This window comes from Geomonas azotofigens (genome assembly GCF_018919395.1).
In the GTDB taxonomy this organism is placed as follows: domain Bacteria; phylum Desulfobacterota; class Desulfuromonadia; order Geobacterales; family Geobacteraceae; genus Geomonas; species Geomonas azotofigens.
The window spans coordinates 68936-85028 of the sequence record NZ_JAHLME010000006.1 but is presented as its reverse complement, the minus strand read 5'-3'; the positions used below and the strand labels follow the sequence as shown (position 1 = coordinate 85028).

Annotated in this window: 14 protein-coding genes; 8 read left to right on the top strand and 6 right to left on the bottom strand. The window is 61.4% G+C overall.

Going from position 1 to position 16093, the window contains the following annotated elements:
- Window positions 1-53: 53 nt before the first annotated feature.
- Both KOL99_RS17675 and KOL99_RS17670 read right to left on the bottom strand, forming a co-directional pair.
- Window positions 54-1466: a sigma-54-dependent transcriptional regulator gene (locus KOL99_RS17675; protein ID WP_216511798.1), complete on the bottom strand. Its 1413-nt coding sequence runs from the start codon at window positions 1464-1466 to the stop codon at window positions 54-56.
- Window positions 1463-3235: a transporter substrate-binding domain-containing protein gene (locus KOL99_RS17670; protein WP_216511797.1), complete on the bottom strand. Its 1773-nt coding sequence runs from the start codon at window positions 3233-3235 to the stop codon at window positions 1463-1465. The genes KOL99_RS17675 and KOL99_RS17670 overlap by 4 nt, the downstream gene beginning before the upstream one ends.
- A 192-nt stretch (window positions 3236-3427) precedes the next feature.
- Here KOL99_RS17670 and KOL99_RS17665 point away from each other — a divergent pair, with 192 nt between their 5' ends.
- The 3 genes from KOL99_RS17665 to KOL99_RS17655 all read left to right on the top strand — a co-directional run bounded on the left by KOL99_RS17665 (window position 3428) and on the right by KOL99_RS17655 (window position 7392).
- Window positions 3428-5326, top strand: coding sequence for a methyl-accepting chemotaxis protein (locus KOL99_RS17665; RefSeq protein ID WP_216511796.1), 1899 nt, complete (start codon window positions 3428-3430; stop codon window positions 5324-5326).
- A gap of 214 nt (window positions 5327-5540) precedes the next feature.
- Window positions 5541-6167, top strand: coding sequence for a fibronectin type III domain-containing protein (locus tag KOL99_RS17660; RefSeq protein WP_216511795.1), 627 nt, complete (start codon window positions 5541-5543; stop codon window positions 6165-6167).
- A 757-nt stretch (window positions 6168-6924) separates the two neighbouring features.
- A complete protein-coding gene (locus tag KOL99_RS17655; protein WP_216511794.1) occupies window positions 6925-7392 on the top strand; it encodes a DUF1003 domain-containing protein in 468 nt (155 codons plus the stop codon).
- A gap of 111 nt (window positions 7393-7503) precedes the next feature.
- Here the strand turns inward: KOL99_RS17655 and KOL99_RS17650 are convergent, their stop codons facing one another.
- Both KOL99_RS17650 and KOL99_RS17645 read right to left on the bottom strand, forming a co-directional pair.
- Window positions 7504-9225 carry a PAS domain S-box protein gene (locus KOL99_RS17650; RefSeq protein ID WP_216511793.1) on the bottom strand — a complete coding sequence of 574 codons (1722 nt, stop codon included), beginning with the start codon at window positions 9223-9225 and terminating at the stop codon, window positions 7504-7506.
- A 132-nt stretch (window positions 9226-9357) separates the two neighbouring features.
- A complete protein-coding gene (locus tag KOL99_RS17645) occupies window positions 9358-10731 on the bottom strand; it encodes an ABC transporter substrate-binding protein (protein ID WP_216511792.1) in 1374 nt (457 codons plus the stop codon).
- A 383-nt stretch (window positions 10732-11114) separates the two neighbouring features.
- Here KOL99_RS17645 and KOL99_RS17640 point away from each other — a divergent pair, with 383 nt between their 5' ends.
- Entirely contained in the window at window positions 11115-12164 is a 1050-nt protein-coding gene (locus KOL99_RS17640) for an adenosine deaminase (protein WP_216511791.1), read from the top strand.
- A 360-nt stretch (window positions 12165-12524) separates the two neighbouring features.
- On the opposite strand, the gene KOL99_RS17635 is transcribed toward KOL99_RS17640, so the two are convergent.
- On the bottom strand, window positions 12525-12890 hold the full coding sequence (locus KOL99_RS17635; RefSeq protein WP_216511790.1) for a DUF3135 domain-containing protein: 366 nt from the start codon (window positions 12888-12890) through the stop codon (window positions 12525-12527).
- 380 nt (window positions 12891-13270) lie between these two features.
- Between KOL99_RS17635 and KOL99_RS17630 the strand changes: the two genes are divergently transcribed.
- Genes KOL99_RS17630 through KOL99_RS17620 form a run of 3 tightly spaced genes read left to right on the top strand, consistent with a single transcriptional unit; the run spans window position 13271 to window position 14540 of the window.
- Window positions 13271-13714 (top strand): phage holin family protein, encoded by a 444-nt coding sequence (locus KOL99_RS17630; RefSeq protein WP_216511789.1) that lies wholly within the window; start codon window positions 13271-13273, stop codon window positions 13712-13714.
- Complete coding sequence (locus tag KOL99_RS17625) at window positions 13636-14226, top strand: DUF3618 domain-containing protein (RefSeq protein WP_216511788.1); 591 nt, start codon at window positions 13636-13638, stop codon at window positions 14224-14226. Before KOL99_RS17630 ends, KOL99_RS17625 begins: the two co-directional genes overlap by 79 nt.
- 38 nt (window positions 14227-14264) lie before the next feature.
- Complete coding sequence (locus tag KOL99_RS17620; protein WP_216511787.1) at window positions 14265-14540, top strand: YtxH domain-containing protein; 276 nt, start codon at window positions 14265-14267, stop codon at window positions 14538-14540.
- 108 nt (window positions 14541-14648) lie between these two features.
- Here KOL99_RS17620 and KOL99_RS21875 read toward each other — a convergent pair whose 3' ends face one another.
- The gene (locus KOL99_RS21875; RefSeq protein WP_268898960.1) at window positions 14649-14774 is read right to left on the bottom strand and encodes a hypothetical protein; all 126 of its coding nucleotides are present in this window, start codon (window positions 14772-14774) and stop codon (window positions 14649-14651) included.
- A gap of 306 nt (window positions 14775-15080) precedes the next feature.
- On the opposite strand from KOL99_RS21875, the gene KOL99_RS17615 reads away from it, so the two are divergent.
- A complete protein-coding gene (locus KOL99_RS17615) occupies window positions 15081-16082 on the top strand; it encodes a DUF3187 family protein (protein WP_216511786.1) in 1002 nt (333 codons plus the stop codon).
- Window positions 16083-16093: the final 11 nt, after the last annotated feature.

The window sequence follows — 16093 nt, the reverse complement described above, 5'->3', positions numbered from 1 at the left end:
GTCCCCCCGGAGGGGGGAGGTCGGGAGGGGACCCTCGCCTGGTCCGGCCGCGGTTATGAACGCTGCTGCTTCAACCTCTTGCTCAGCGTCGGTTGCGATACCCCCAAAAGCCTTGCCGCGATGGATTGGTTCCCCTCGGCCCGCCGCACCGCCTCGGCCACCAAAAGGTCGATGGCCTCGGTGAAGCCGGGGAGTCGCTCCATGCCATAGAAGGGGTTGTCCGATGCCTCGACCGCCTGCTCCGCGGCGGCGTGCACCGGGCGCTCGCCGATGGCCCGCACGAACGCCTCCATGGAAAGCACACCCCCCTGGTGCAGGCTCACCGCGTCGTAGACCATCGCCTTCAGTTCCCGCACGTTGCCGGGGAAGTCGTAGGTGGAGAGGAGCACGGCGAGTTCCTTGGGGAGGGTCGGCTTCTTCTTGCCGAACTCCGCGGCGGCAAGTTCCAGGAAGTGATCGAGCAAAAGCGGTATGTCCTCCTTCCGCTTCCTCAAGGGGGGGATGTGCAGGTGGTGCGCCCGCAGCCGGTAGTAGAGGTCCTTGCGGAACTCACCGGCCGCCTGCCGCGCGGCCAGGTCCTGGTGTGTCGCCACCACCACCCGCGCCCGGATGCGCCGGGGCCGGTCGCTGCCGATCGGGTAGTACTCCCCCTCCTGCAGAAGGCGCAACAGTTTCACCTGCGAACCGAGGCTCAGGTCGCCGATCTCGTCCAGGAACAGCGTCCCGTCGGCGGCCTGCTCGATCATCCCCTTGCGCGCCTCGCCCGCGCCGGTGTAGGCCCCCTTCACGTGTCCGAAGAGGGTGTCCGACACCATGGCGTCGTCCAGGCCCGCCACGTTCACCGCCACCAACTCCCCCTTTCTCCCGGACAGCCGGTGCAGCGCGGCAACGATCAGCTCCTTGCCGACGCCGCTCTCCCCGGTCACCAGGATGGGCTGCGAGGAGAGCGCCACCGCCTCGACGTACTGGAAGATGGAGCGCATCCCCTTGTCGCCGGTCACGATGTCGCCAAATGCCTCCGGGTGCTCCAGCCGGTCATAGAGGAAGCGGTTTCTCAGCTCCCGGTTCTCGAGCTGCAACTCCTTCTCCCGGACCGCCCGCTTCACCCCCTTGACGATGCGCCCCTCCTCCGAGGTCTTCACGTAGTAGTCGAAGGCGCCGCTTCTCATGCAGTTCACCGCGGTCTCCAGCTGGTTCAGGCCGCTCACGATGATCACCGTCACCTCGGGGTGCTCTTCCGCGATCCGCTCCAGGAGTTCCTCCCCGGAAAGGTGCGGCATGGTGAGATCGAGGAGCACCACGCCGACCGTGTGCTGTGTCATCATCTTCAGGGCCTCGCGGCTGTCCGCGCAGGTCAGGATGTTGGTGAGCCCCGCGCGCTCCAGGGTGATACTCATGGAGTAGAGCCAGTCCGGTTCGTCGTCCACCAGCAGGATGCTGAAGGATGGATAGAGGGTGGTGGTCATGATACGGACTCCTTGTCCGGCACGGTGAAGGTGAGGCGTGCCGTGGTGCCTGCGCCCGGGGCGGAGCTGAAGGAGAGCTCGCCGCCGTGCTCCTTGACGATGCCGCTCGATACCGACAGCCCGAGCCCGGTGCCGCCGCTTTCACGCTTGGTGGTGAAGAAGGGATCGGTCAAACGCGGCAGGTGCTCCGGCGCGATGCCGGTCCCCTGGTCCCGCACCTCCAGGATCACCTGCCTCTTTTCGGCGTCAAACCAGGTGACCAGCTCGATGCCCCGATCCGGTGCGGGGAGCGCCTGGCAGGCGTTCACCAGGAGGTTCACCACCACCTGCTCGATGCGCTGGGCGCTGCCGTTGAGCTTGGGAATCCCGCTGCCGAGGCTCACGCTGAAGTGTTCGGTGCTCTTCTCCACCAGGTTGGCCAGAAGGCGCAGCGCCGCCTGCACCGTTTCGTTCAGGTCGAGCTCCGCCGCCTGCCCCGGCTCCTGCTGTCTTGCAAAATCCTTCAGGTCTTCGACGATCAGCTTCACCCGCCGCGACCCCTCCTGCATCTGCTGGATCAGCTTGGGGAGTGCCTCGCGCATCCGCGAATAGGAGAGCCCCCCGAACTCGAAGTCGCCGTTCTTCTCGTAATACTCCTCGAGGATCGGCTCTGCGTCCCGAAACGCCTCCATCACCACCGGCAGGTTCAAAAGGATCAGGCCGTTGGGGTTGTTGATCTCGTGCGCCACGCCCGAAACCAGGATCCCCAGCGCCGCCATCTTGTCTGCCTGGACCAGCTGCTGCTGCCGGTTCCTGAGCTCCTCCTCGGCAAGGCGGCGCTCCTCCACCTCGCGGGTCAGCTCCGCCGTGCGGGTGTCCACCTCGCGCGAAAGAGCCCGTGACCAGAGCACCGAGCCCCCCGCCAGCAGGATGAGCGGCAGCACCACGACGGCGCCGTACTTGAACACCTCGCTCCAGGAGAGCCCCGGCGGCTCCAGGACGCCCAGCCACTTGTTGTAGATCTTCTGGTACTCGCCGGTGTTCTTCAGTATGGCGAGCCCCTCGTTGAAGCGGGCCAGGAGCGCCGCGTTCCCCTTGTTCACCGCGAAGCAGTACTGCTGCGCCGATACCGGGTCCCCCACCGCCTCCAGGTTGGACAGCCCCAGCTCCCGGATCAGGTACAGGCCGGGGAGCTTCGCCATGACGGCGTAGTCGTGCTTGCCCGAGGCCAGCGAGCGAAGCACGTCGGCGTGGGTGGGGACCGGTATCACCGTGGCGCCGACGCGGTTCGCGGCCAGGAACTCCTGCATGATGCCGTCGTTCAGCACCAGGACCTCCTTGCCGCGCAGGTCAGCCAGCGTCGGGCGCCTGTTCCCTCCTTTGCGGGCGAAGATGGAGTGGTGCACGATGGTGTGCGGCGGCGAGAAGTCGAGGGTTTTGGCGCGCTCGTCCGAGTAGGACATCCCCTCCAGGAGATCGATGTCCCCCCGGACCAGGTCTTGGCGCCGCTGCGACCATGCCCCCAGCCGGATGTCGACCTTGAGCCCCATCACCCGCGCCACGGCGCGGGTCAGTTCCACGTTGTAGCCGCTTGGCTTGTCATCCTTGTCCAGGAACTCGTAGGGAGGATAGCTGCGGTCGCCGCCGACGATGACCAGTGACGGGCCGGGGTCGGCCGCCAAGGCCGCGTCGACGTGGATGACGCCGCAGAGGAGGAAGACTGCGGTGAGGAGAAGGCGCAGGTGCCTGGTGCGGTTGCGGCGATAGTGGCGCTTACTTGCTGATGGCATGGATGCAGCTTATCCATCAAATTCGCGAGTTGCAAGAACCTCTGACACTACTGACATGATAAGGCACCGGCTGGTGCATTATTTTCCGCCAATGTGCAGGGGGGTGTCCCTTAAAGTACTCAAGAGCGTTCCTCTTCGGGCCGAAAAAGCAGGAATGGAACATTTTTTCGGGAGTAATATGAGAGGTGACTTATGCATCTGAGAACCAAGGTTAATCTGACCGTCGTGGTAGCTTTCGCCATAGCGATCGTCGCCCTGATCGTTACCGCCGCCACCAGTTCGCGCAGGATCATGGGGAGCATGATCGACACCTCCCAACTGTCGCTTGCCGGCGACAACGCCGCCAGCGTCAACTCGTGGCTGCTCAGCAAACAGGCCATCATCGCCGCGGGGGCCAAGGATCTTTCCAAGGAATCCGGGCAATCGAAGGAGGCGCTGGGGTCCCTGGTGCGGCTGCTGGCCTCCGCCGGCGGGTTCGCCACCGTCTACCCGGGGTACGAGAACGGCCTCTTCGTCTCCTCGGACGGCTGGGTGCCCGATGCCGGTTGGGACCATCGCAAGAGGCCCTGGTACGAGAAGGCGAAGTCGGAGATGAAGGTGTCCCAGACCGAGCCGTACGTCGATGCCCAGACCGGCAAGACCATCATCTCCTTCATCGCACCCATCACGGCCGGCGGGAGTTTCACCGGCGTGCTCAGCTCCGACATCATGCTCGACGACGTGATCAAGCAGGTGCTCAACGTCAAGATCGGCAGCTCCGGCTACGCCTTCATCATGGACAAGACCGGCAAGATACTGGTGCACCCGAAAAAGGAGCTCGTGCTCAAGAAGAAGTTCCAGGAGGTCACCACCGGCATGGACGATCTGAGCGCCAAACTGGCCGCTACTCCCAATGGCAGCATCGAGTACAAGATGGGGGACGTCGCCAAAATCGCCTCCTACGCGCGCATCCCCGCCGCGGACTGGTATCTCTGCGTCACGGCGGACAAGGCTGACGTCTTCGCACCGGTGAACCGCCAGACCCGGGCCCTCATCGCCATCGGCGCCGTCTTCCTCGCGGGCGGCATCGCCGTCATCTTCTTCATCATCAGGCGCCTGCTGAGTCCGTTGGGCGTGCTCTGCACCCGCGTCGCCGACCTCGCGGAAGGGGAGGGGGACCTGACCAAGCGGGTCGACGTCGGTGACCGCCGCGACGAGATCGGGCTTTTGGCCGAGAAGCTGAACACCTTCGTGGAGAACATGGGGAGCATCATCTCCCAGATCGCCTCCGCCTCGAAGTCGCTCGCCTCCGAGTCCAACGCGCTCACCTCCACCTCAATGTCCATCTCGGTCGGCGCCGAATCCGTGGCCGGGCAGACCGCCACCGTGGCCACCGCCAGCGAGGAGATGGCCGCCACCGCCGCCGACATCGCCAGCAACTGTCACCGTGCCGCCGATAGCGCGCAGCACGCCGCCGATACCACCCAGGAAGGGTTCAAGGTGGTCTCCAGCACGGTGGAGGGTATCCGTCACCGTGGCCGGATGACCAGGCAGAACGCCGACCGGATTTCCTCGCTGGGCGAGCGCTCCGAACAGATCGGCGCCATCGTGGCGACCATCGAGGACATCGCCGACCAGACCAACCTCCTTGCGCTCAATGCCGCCATCGAGGCAGCGCGGGCCGGGGAGCAGGGGCGCGGGTTCGCGGTGGTTGCCGACGAGGTGCGTGCCCTTGCCGAGCGCACCACCCGCGCCACCAAGGAGATCGGCGACATGATCAAGGCGATCCAGCTGGAGACCAGGGACGCCATCACCTCCATGGAGGAAGGAGTGCGCGGCACCGAGCAGGGCGCCGTCGAGGCCGAGCAGTTGGAGGGGGCGTTGAAGAAGATCCTGGAGCAGGTGAACGATGTCACCACCCAGGTGAGCCAGATCGCCACCGCTGCCGAGGAGCAGGGCGCCACCACCGGCGAGATCACCAATAACATCCAGCAGGTGACCGCGGTGGTCCAGGAGACCGCCAGCGGCGCCCAGGATTCCGCCCAGTCCGCCTCCCGGCTCTCCGAGCTCTCCGGCGAACTGCAGCGCATCGTCGGCAAGTTCAAGCTTTAGCGGCCGCCAGCGATATACCGTAGCAACCGAAAGCGAAGCGGGGGACGAGCAAAGACTCGCCCCCCGCTTTTTTATGGTTCACCCGCGTCCGTCCTGTAGGGGCGAATAATCATTCGCCCGCCTTCGCCTCACTCCCCCACGATTTATTCTTGCTTTGACCGTTCTGCATGTTACGGTATTGGAGTTTTCCAATCTAGCGAAAGGAGGAACCCGTATGGGGAAAAATCGTAACGGCGGAGAAAAGGACGAAGAACTTGTCCGCGAGACCGGCGACTTGATCACCAACTTGAGCAATGACCCCTCCATCATGGAAAGCATTTACACCCTGCTGCCGAACCTGGAGAAGATACGGAGTGCCCATGAACGGCACCGTACCCTCTTTCACCAGGTCCTGGACGGTGCCCATGACAAGGAGGGGGAACTGGAGGCAGCCCGAAATTACGTCCTCTTACAGATGAGCCTTGTTCACGGCATAGCGAACCTCACCGGCAAACACGACCCGACCATTCCGCAGAAACTGGGCATGGTGCAGCAGAACTCCAGCAAACGAGTTTCGGTTGCGGGTCTTTTGGTGCCGGAGAACTTCAGAATGGCCTACGAAGGGCGCGGCATCATTGCCCGCGCCTCCGCGGTCAAGGGTGCCAAAAGCTACGAGATCTGGGTGTGCGAAAGCGACCCTCTCGTCGAGAGCAGCTGGAGGCACCACACGACCTCAGGTCGGGTCCACCGAATCGACATAACCGGTCTTACCCCCGGCAGGCTCTACTATTTCAGGATCAGGGCGGTGGGTGCCACGGACGCAGGGCCTTGGTCCAACTTCATCAGTATGATGGCGATCTAGAGCATCTCAACCGTGCCACCACCCCTGGTCCGGTTCCGTACCGGGTGGTGGCACTCCCTTCCAACCTCCCTTGCCACCTAATCGCGAGAGGTCGTCGGCAAGCTGGTGAACGTCGAGACACCCTGAAAACCGGAAACCAGCCCCCCGGATCGCAAAACCTTCCTGCAAAATCTCAATACGCAAAATTGCAAAACGTGATGATAAAACTGAGAGGTAACACCGTAGATTCGCAAAGTAAGGTGGTAGATTCGCGAATTGTCGCCCTACATCAGAAATGTACGACCGTACATTCACAAACTTCGTCCATACATTGGCAAAGTACGTTGGGACATTCGTGAAGTACTACTGAACATTCACAAAGTGCAGCCGTACATTGGCAAAGTAACGACCGTAACAACGGAAAAAGTGTGCGAAATCCCGGAACGCGACCAACAGTATTCCTACTACTACCGCAGTTTGGTGGACACGACCGCTTTAGGGATACCAGCCATCACTTCGCCTTTGACATGTATGCAGGATCTCTATATATTGCGATTTATTTGTTCCGGCAAATGAAATTGCTTATAGGTGGAGGGTAAAAGGGGACAGGCTACTTTTATCACCACAGATGGCGGAGAGGTGAGCCCAACAACGCCCTTGGACTCGGACGGCTGACGCCGCCGGTCAAGGCCGCCCCCGTTGGCACCATGAACAAGGAAAAGGATTGGATGAATTACACCTGCGAATTGTGACATCCAGCCCGGCTAAGGAGAATTCAATGACCCGCCCGACTCTTCCACCGCCCTACCGGCACGAACACGGCCCGATAAAGAACGCCAACGAGATCGTCGAGGAACAGCTTACTTTTGGCCAGAAAGCGTCTGACTGGATCGCCGACAAAGTCGGATCCTGGCAGTTCATCATCGGGCAGTCTACAATTCTCTTCATATGGGCGATACTGAATGTTACTGCTTGGGTCCAACACTGGGACCCGTATCCGTTCATATTGATGAACTTGGTACTGTCATTACAGGCTGCTTACACGGCTCCCATGATTATGATGAGTCAAAATCGCAAGGCTGATCGCGACCGCATCGAAGCCCACATTGATTATGAAGTCAATCTGAAAGCAGAGGCCGAAATCAAAGCAATTTTGGAAAATCTTGACGCACAGAACATTGTCATAGCTGAACTGCATAAAATGCTTGAGGAATTGTCGGATAAAAAGATGAATGCCCAGCCCTAAAGATGCACCTGGTCTAAAAGCCGCCAGGCAATCTTTGGTCCCGTTGGCAGAACGTATGAGTGCACCAGGTGGAAGAGAGAGGTAACGGGCGGCTGTGTGGACGCGACGTTTTCAGATGTGGTGCTGCGCCCCTTGCAGCGTGAAATAGAAGCAGGCGCCTTTGCCGGCCTCCCCCTCCGCGCGCACCTCCCCGCCGTGCCGGTCGACAATGCGGAACACGGTGGCGAGCCCCACCCCGGTGCCGGGGAAATCACTGGAGCGCTGTAAACGCTGGAAGGGCTTGAAAATCTTGTCCGCGTCGCTCATCTCGAAGCCGATGCCGTTATCGCAGACGGAGAACTCCGTCACGCCGTCGCGCACCTTCTGTCCGAATTCGATGCAGGTGTGCTCATTTCTGGAGGTGTACTTCCACGCGTTGCCCAGAAGGTTCTGCAACAGGAGGCGGGCGAGGTGGGGGTCGCACCACGCGGTCAGGTTCGGGGCGCATTGCCACTTTAGCGAGCGCTCCACGTCGTACATGCGCAGTTCGGCCATGATGTCATCGGCCAAGGCGCTCAGGTCCACCTCCTCGCAACTCAGTTCCGACCTCGTTACCCGGAACAGCACCAGCATCGCCTCGATGAACTCTTCCATGTTTTCGCAACCGGTATAGATGGCGTTCAACAGGTACTGACCGGTTTCGTCCAGCTGGTCGCGGTACAGGTCCGCTAAGGCCTGCCCGGCCGCGGAGACGCTGGTCAGCGGGGTGCGCAGGTCGTGCGACAGCGAGTAGCTGAAAGCCTCCAGCTCCCGGTTGGTCGCCTGCAACTCGAGGGTCTGCTGGCGCAGGCTGGCGTTCAATGTCCGGATCGCCTGTTCCGATTCCTTGCGCTCGGTGATGTCCCGCACCACGCAGATGATGCCTCCATCCTCCAAAAGCGAGAGGGAAATCTCCTGGGGGAACTGGGAGCCGTCCTTCTTGACGCCGGTCGCCTCGCCGCGCCACCCGTGTCCCTTCTCGAATTCGGCGTAGATGAGCGGCTCCAGCCGTTGGCGTTCCTCGTCATGGTACAGGGTCTTCCAGGTGCAGCCGATCAGTTCCCGCTGCGAGGGATAGCCGTAGATGGTGGCATGTGCCCTGTTCAGGTAGAGGTACTTGCCGTCAGCGTCTAACAGGGCGATGCCGTCCATGGATGCTTCTATGGCAGCCGATTGTTTTTTCAGGATGTTTTCCCTGTTCTTGCGCTCCGTCACGTCGCGAACGAGTTCAATGGCCGCGATCACGGTACCCGTGGCATCAACGAGCGGGGCCGCCACCGTCTCGATGTGACGCGTCTCCCCGTCGAAGACATGGGTCGATTCCCTCTGGTGTCGCTGTCCGTCGGCCAGGCATTCCCTGACGACGCAGTCGGTGCAGATGGAGTCCCTACCATGGTAGGCGGTGTAGCAGTACTGCCCCAGGTGCTCCCCCTTGAACGCCCTGGCTGTGGGATTTTGGTACAGGATCCTGAAGTCCGGGCTCTGGACCGTAACCGCCTCGGGCACGCTGGCGAGGATCGCCTCGGTGCGCGCCTTTTCGAAGGCCAGTTTGGCCACGGTATCTTCCAGCGCGGCGGTCGCTTGTTCCTCGCGGCTCGACTTGCGCCAGGCACAGGTCATGAAAACCAGCAGAAAAATGACGGTCTGGAGACGGTAGGTCAGTTCCTGGGGGTGGGGCCGCAGGAGCTGCTGAAGGAAGGTCCCTTCGGAAAATAGCACGGCGTCGAGAAAGCTGTCCGTGATCCACGATCCCACGATCAGGATGCTTGCTGTTGCGACAGAATACCAACGACCGTTTCGGAGCCGCGACGACATGTACTCTCCTTCTGGGGCAAACTGGGCTGACTCCGGAGGACGGAATCAAGGCGGCGCCAGATCATCGCATTCGATCATGGCACCAGCGGATGGACGGTGGCTCACGGTACAGGCTCCCCGGCGAGGTCGCTACTAAAGCTGCTTGGGCTTTTTCCCCGAGAAATTGTCGTCGAAGCAGGTAGGACAGATGCCGTGACTGAACTGAGCCTCGGTGTGCTGGGATATGTAGGACTCCATCTGCTGCCAGCTCTGCTCGTCTTTTCTGACTTTCTTGCAGTACATGCAGACCGGTATGATCCCCTCCAGCACCTTTACCTTGGACAGGGCCTTTTCGAGTTCCTCGTTGCGCTGCATCAGGGCATCGCGGTGAATCTGGAGGTTCTTCCGGCTGTTGACCAGCTTGACGAAGCTCATGGTGAGGGCCAGCAAAAGGAGCACGGATATGGTGGAGAGTATCTCGACCCGGTGACTCCAGAGGTAGCCGGGGGGCTTGTTGACGATGATGCTGTCGGCCGGCAGTTCCCCTTGCGCGATGCCGAAGCGCCGCAGCTCGTTGTAGTCGAACATGTCCTTGTTGGGGCTGGGGCTGACGGGGGGGAGGGCATCTATGGATTCTCCCCTGAGGACCCGCACGGCCAAGGCTGCCGCGGCGGCACCATGTTCCCGAAGGTTCAGCAAACGCCCCCCGACGATCCCCTTGCCCAGGTTGAATTCCCAGCCGCCGTACACGGGGACGGGACTGGCGGTGGAAATCCTTCTGAGCGCCTCGTTGCTGGAGACCCGGTCGCCATTTTCATCCTGCACAAAGGACGCGAAGTAAACGATCACGCTGCCGGGGTGCAGCTTCTCGACCCGGGTGATGAATTCGTCCATGCGCAGCCCGGCCCAGTCGGAGAAGGTGACTCTATCCCGCAACTGCTCGGCCGCCTTGCGGAACTCCATGTCGTTCAGCTGGCCGGTAACCGAATCGTCACGGATGACGACGATATTGCTGGTTTTGGGGTGGAGGGTAAGGATGAGGTCGAGGGTGGCCTTGAAGCTTGGGCGTTCGTCGATGCCGACGATGCCGTGCTTGCCGGTGAGCCTTGAGCGATCGAATGAGTTGGTGCCGCAAAAGACCACCGGCGTGGCGCCGAAGAGGTCCGCCCCGTGCGCCTCGATGACGCTGAAGGCGTAGTCGTCCGTGGAGAGAATCAGGTCGAAGTGGCGTTTTTGGTATTTGAACCTGAGCAGGTCGATGAGCTTGCCATCGAACTCCTTGCCGCTGTTGTTTTTTGAGTCCAGGTACTCGATCTGGATCTCGGTTTCCGGCAGTGCCCGGAGCAGCGTCTCCCTGATCCCTTCCACGGCGTCATCGGACCCTTTGTACCCGGAATGGTAGGAGTTGAGGATCAGGACCTTTTTGCGGGCAGTGGTGTCGGCGCCGTCGGCGTTCATCACCCAACCGAGCAGGCAGACGCCGACCAGTACGTACAGCAGGCGGTTTAGGGGCCACATCCGGGTCATCTTCTTCTCCATGCGGGAGCGCAATCCCGTTCCCTCTTCGTCCCTGCTGAAACCGGTCCGACACAGTCAAAAATTGCGCCTATACAATACTTTCGGCACTATCGCATTTCACTTGAGTGGGGAGTCGGGATGTTTTTCGCAGCCCCTTCAGATTAGGCGCAATGTATAACAGTTCAAACCCCGTGTCAAAGGGCAAAGATTCAGCGTTTTAGGGGAGCGGCAGGCAATGGTGGCAAGGGAAAATGCGTTCCGGTTGCTGACACAGAGGGTTGATCTTTTATAATGGTGCCAGTCGTGAAAGGTCGTTGTCGTGTGGGTGCTGTTGTGGCAGTATCCCTGGTCCGCGCCTGCGGGCGCCCAATCGAACCACTGGAGTATCGAGTATGAACCTGGAATCCATCCCGCGCGGGGAACTCGCCGCCATCCTGCGCCGCATGCCCAAGGCGGAACTGCATATCCACATCGAAGGATCCCTGGAGCCGGAGCTGATCTTCCGCATGGCCCAAAGAAACGGCATTGAGCTTGCCTACCCGTCGGTCGAGGCGCTGCGCGCGGCCTACGCCTTCACCGACCTGCAGAGCTTTCTCGACATCTACTATGCCGGCGCCGGCGTGCTGCGAACGGAGGAGGACTTCTTCGAGATGGCCTGGAGCTACCTGAACCGGGCCAAGGCCGACAACGTGATCCACTGTGAGATCTTCTTCGATCCCCAGACTCACACCGCCAGGGGCGTCCCCTTCGCGACGGTCATCAACGGGCTGCACCGTGCCGTCGAGCGGGCGCGCGAGGAACTGGGGCTCTCCGCGTCCCTGATCCTCTGCTTCCTGCGCCACCTGAGTGAGGCTGACGCCTTCGCCACCCTGGAACAGGCGCTGCCGTTTCGGGACAAGTTCATCGGTGTCGGGCTTGACAGCGGTGAGCGCGGCAACCCCCCGGAGAAATTCGCCGCCGTTTTCGGCCGCTGCCGCGAACTGGGGCTTAGGCTGGTGGCGCACGCCGGCGAGGAGGGGCCGGCGCGCTATATACGCGACGCCCTTGACCTTTTGAAGGCGGAAAGGATCGACCACGGGGTGCGGTGCCTGGAAGACCCGCACCTGGTCGCCCGCCTGGCCGCGGAGCGGATCGCTCTGACGGTTTGCCCGCTGTCCAACGTGAAGCTCGCGGTGTTTCCCGAGCTGGGGCACCACAACATCGGCAGGCTGCTGGCGGCAGGAGTCCTCGCCACCATTAACTCCGATGATCCCGCGTACTTCGGCGGTTATCTGAACGAGAATTTCACGGCCACCTTCGACGCGCTTCCCGAACTCGGCGCGCGGGAGGCCTACCTGTTGGCGCGCAACAGCTTCGAGGCGAGCTTCGTCCCGGACGAGACCAAGGCGGTGTGGATCGCCGGTCTCGATGCCTTCTTCGCCGACTGCAGCGCCGGCGGGTGATCGGCAAGCTGTGGCGGCATCTAGTTGGCGCCGGACCTGGTCAGGGCCGGAACCGGTGGTTGACCGCTGCTTCAAGGCAAATCCCCCCTGTCCCCGAACAACTGTCACCCTTGACTCCGGTCTATACACCCTTCGTAAAAGGGGGGACTCTGGTTCGAAGTGTGGTGCTTCGTGGGCTTCACTCGATGCTGGCGGTCGTGTGAGATGAACCTTCATTATGGGGGGATAGCCTGTTTTCAGCTCTTGATGCTGCACAAAGAAAGAGCCGTCAGGGCCGACATCGCCGGCCTCTGCGGCTCTTTTCGTTACTGCGGGACGCCACGCTCGTGCACTGTTGCCCCCCTGCGTAGCTTGATTGATCTAAACTCTGCGGAGCTTGATGGTCTCCTCTTCCTTCCCCACGATCTGCTGCTTTTTGCCGATGGCGCGCAGCAGGGAGTTGCAGTTGTCCACCAGTTTCTCCAACTGCCCTCCCTTGCCGTAGACCTGGGTGTAAAAGAGGTTCTCCATGATGTGCATACGGCCGAGGTTGCTGTTCGCCTTACGCATCTGCATGGTCATCGACCACTGCATCTGCTGGAGCTTCAGGCTCTTCTCCGGGGTCCTCGCCACGCACGCCTTCTTTAACGCCTCATCCGCCAGTTCTTCGAACCGGGCGGGGTCCTCCTTATATAGCTCCCGCAGTTCATCCGGGGTATACGAGGTAAACTCTCTTTGGGTACTCATGACACGCTCCTTCTCCTTGCATAACAATAAAAAGTTGTGACAGTGATGCTGATTGATGTTTTCTAATTGTGCTAATTGTGGACCAAAGAAAAAAAATATTCCAGTAAATTGTGTATACGGTTGAAGGGGTGCGACAGTAACACAATCCGCGCTCTTTTTCCATGGCTTATCGGCACGTCCCCCCTCCCAAATCCTCCGGCCAGCCTGGCGTTGCCCCGCGATACCAGGCGCGTTCCCCCGGCCGCCCACCGGGTTACTTCCCCCGGTAGGTCCCTGCCCGCCGTTGCGCCAATAACCTTGCAATAAAAAGGTAAATTTTTTACCATTAACTTACAGCAATACCTGTCTGGAGCAGTGCGACGCGGCGAAAGGAGGCTGCCATGGCGGATAAAGGTGAAAAGACTATTGGCGAACTGGTGTCCGAGCTGGCCGGGGAGGTGCGCATGCTTTTCCGGCAGGAGTTGGACCTTTTCACGGCGGAGATGAAGCAGAAAGCGGTGGCGCTGGCCAAGGATGCCGCCGCTATCGGAGTGGGCGGGGTGCTCCTCTATACGGGGTTCCTGGTGTTCCTGGCGGCCATCGTTCTTGGGTTGGCCACCGTGATGCCCGCGTGGGGGGCGGCGCTCCTGGTGGCTGTGGGCCTGATCGCGATCGGAGCGGTGCTGGTTCTTAAAGGCGGCAAGGACGTGAAGGGGATGGACGTGAAGCCCGAACAGACGGTCGGGGCTTTGAAGGAGGCGGTACAATGGGCGAAAACGTTAAAATTGACGAGCAGTCGCCGGAGAGGATTCGCGAACAAATCCGGCATACGGAAAGCGATATAACGCAAACGGTGCAGAGCCTCGAGCAGAGACTTTCCCCGCGTTACCTGAAGCGGCGGGGACTGCGGAAGGCCGAGCTGTTCGCCTGGCAGACCATCGCCAAAGCCCTCGATATGGCCCAGCGGACCTCGGTGCAGGCCTCGTTGGTCGGAGGGAGCGCGCTGCTGATGCTGTTGGGGAACAGGCGGGTGCGCGACAGGATGCACGTCAGGACGGGCAAAAAGCCCGTCGTGGAGGTCCATCCTGTTCCGGCCGCGGCGCGCGCGGTCGGAACAGGCGCGCTGTGGCTGCTGATGCGCAAGCTTGGCGGCGGAAAGGGGAGTGCGGAGAAGGTTCCGGCATCGGGGTGGGCCCTGGCAGCCACCGCCGCCAAGGCGTTCCTGGGGGGCAAAAGAGCCTCGCAAAAAAGCGGCACTCCCAGGGAAGGTAAAAAGGTCGCCTGGCACGGGGTGGCGACGACCATCGGGGCGGCTCTGGGGAACTACTGGTACACCCACAAGACCCGCAGAGTGTAACCGGGCAGTGTAACGAAAGTTAGCGAAGGAGGAACACCATGAGAAGACATGCGAGCACCACGGCTGAGGTAGTCAGCTTTTCGGCGGGGGCACTGGTAGGCGCCGGGCTTGCCCTGCTCTACGCCCCGAAAACCGGCCACGAGATGAGGGAGAAAGTCTCCGACGTGACCGGGGACGCCATCGCCAAGATGAAAGGGATGACGGCGGAAGCCCAGGACAAGCTGAACCGGAACCTGCGCAGAGGGCGCGAGTACGCGGAAGAAAAAGTGTCGGAGTTATCTTCAAATATTGAGGAAAGGGAACAGTATCACTAACGCCGGACGTGTTGGCACCGGCCAGGTCGAAAAGGGGCTGTCCGGAAGCGGACAGCCTTTTTATCGGCAGGCCCCTCAAATATTTGCTCAGCAGGATATGACCGGGTGTCACACCCCGATATCCTCGTTCCAAAGCTCCGGCGTTGCGTCGATGAACCTGCGCATCAGGTCTTGCTCGCTTTGCAGCACTTCTACGTGCACGCCGCGGGCGCGCAGCAACTCCTCCTCGCCCATGAAGGTTTGATTTTCCCAGTTCGCGGTTGCAGGGTGTGAGCGCGTTTTTTGAGGCGGCACGAGGTGGTGGGAAGTGGCGGAGATTGCACGAAACGAGCGCAATGGCGGTTGACGGGAAAGCTCGACCTGTGACACATTGACGTGAAGACCGGTTTTCCTCTCAGACGTCAGTGCCGGCTACTCTGTGCCGTGTTTGCATTAAGCGCAACCTCATGTACCATCTGTTGAATCCATACGACCACCTGTAAGCGGAGTGCTATGACAAGCCAAAGTTCCCTCATGACCCCAGTGCCGTCGCTGCAGAGAATGTTTTTTTTCCTTATTGTACTGCTTGCTTCATGGAGTGGACGGTGCCACGCGGAGCCGCTGGCGATCAACCCTTTCCATACCTTCAACCAGAGCCCGCTGGTTCAGATCTACGGGCTTCCCGCCGCCGAAAGCGCCATCGTGCAGCCGGCTGGGAAGGCATGGACGCTGGTGGCCGTGGATGTGGCCAACAGTTACCTGAAGCGGGAAACGGCACGGGAGACGCTCCTTTTGGACGGAGAGGGGGAGCGCATGACTCTTGCGCTGCGCTACGGCGTCGCACAAAGGGCGGAGTTGGGGATGGATCTCCCCCTGGTCTTTTACAGCGGCGGGATCTTCGACGGCTTCATCGAAGACTGGCACGAGTTCTTCGGGCTCCCCCAGGGGCAAAGGCCCGATGCACCGAAGGGGCAGCTCCGCTTCGAGTACGCCAAGGACGGACGGCAGCGCCTGGATATGGACCGCGACGGCATGCGGGTCGGGGACCTGAGGTTTAACGGGGCATGGCAGCTCTACCACGACGGCGGGGCCAACCCGGTCGCCCTGGCGCTGCGCGGCAGCCTCAAACTCCCCACCGGAAGCAGTTCCCGTTTGACCGGCAGCGGCAGCACGGACCTGGCCTTGTGGCTCACCGGCAGCAGCGATTACGCCCTTCCCGGCGCATGGGGGCACGCCGCGGTTTTCGCGGCTGCCGGCGGCCTCGCCATGACGGACGGGCAGGTGCTGAAGGAGCAGCACAAGAACCTGGCGGGCTTCGGCACCCTGGGCTTTGGCTGGTCCCCGGCCGACAGCTTCGCCTTGAAGGCGCAGCTCTCCGGGCACAGCGCCATTTTCAGGGACAGCGGGTTCTCGGAGCTGACCTCCGGCGCCATGCAGCTCATTTTCGGCGGGACCGTCGCTCTCTCGCCGCGCACCACCCTGGATATCGCCCTTTCCGAGGACGTCATCGTCGGCGCCTCGCCGGACGTGGCGCTGCACCTGGGGCTGGGGCACCGGTTCTGACAGGTTGTTGG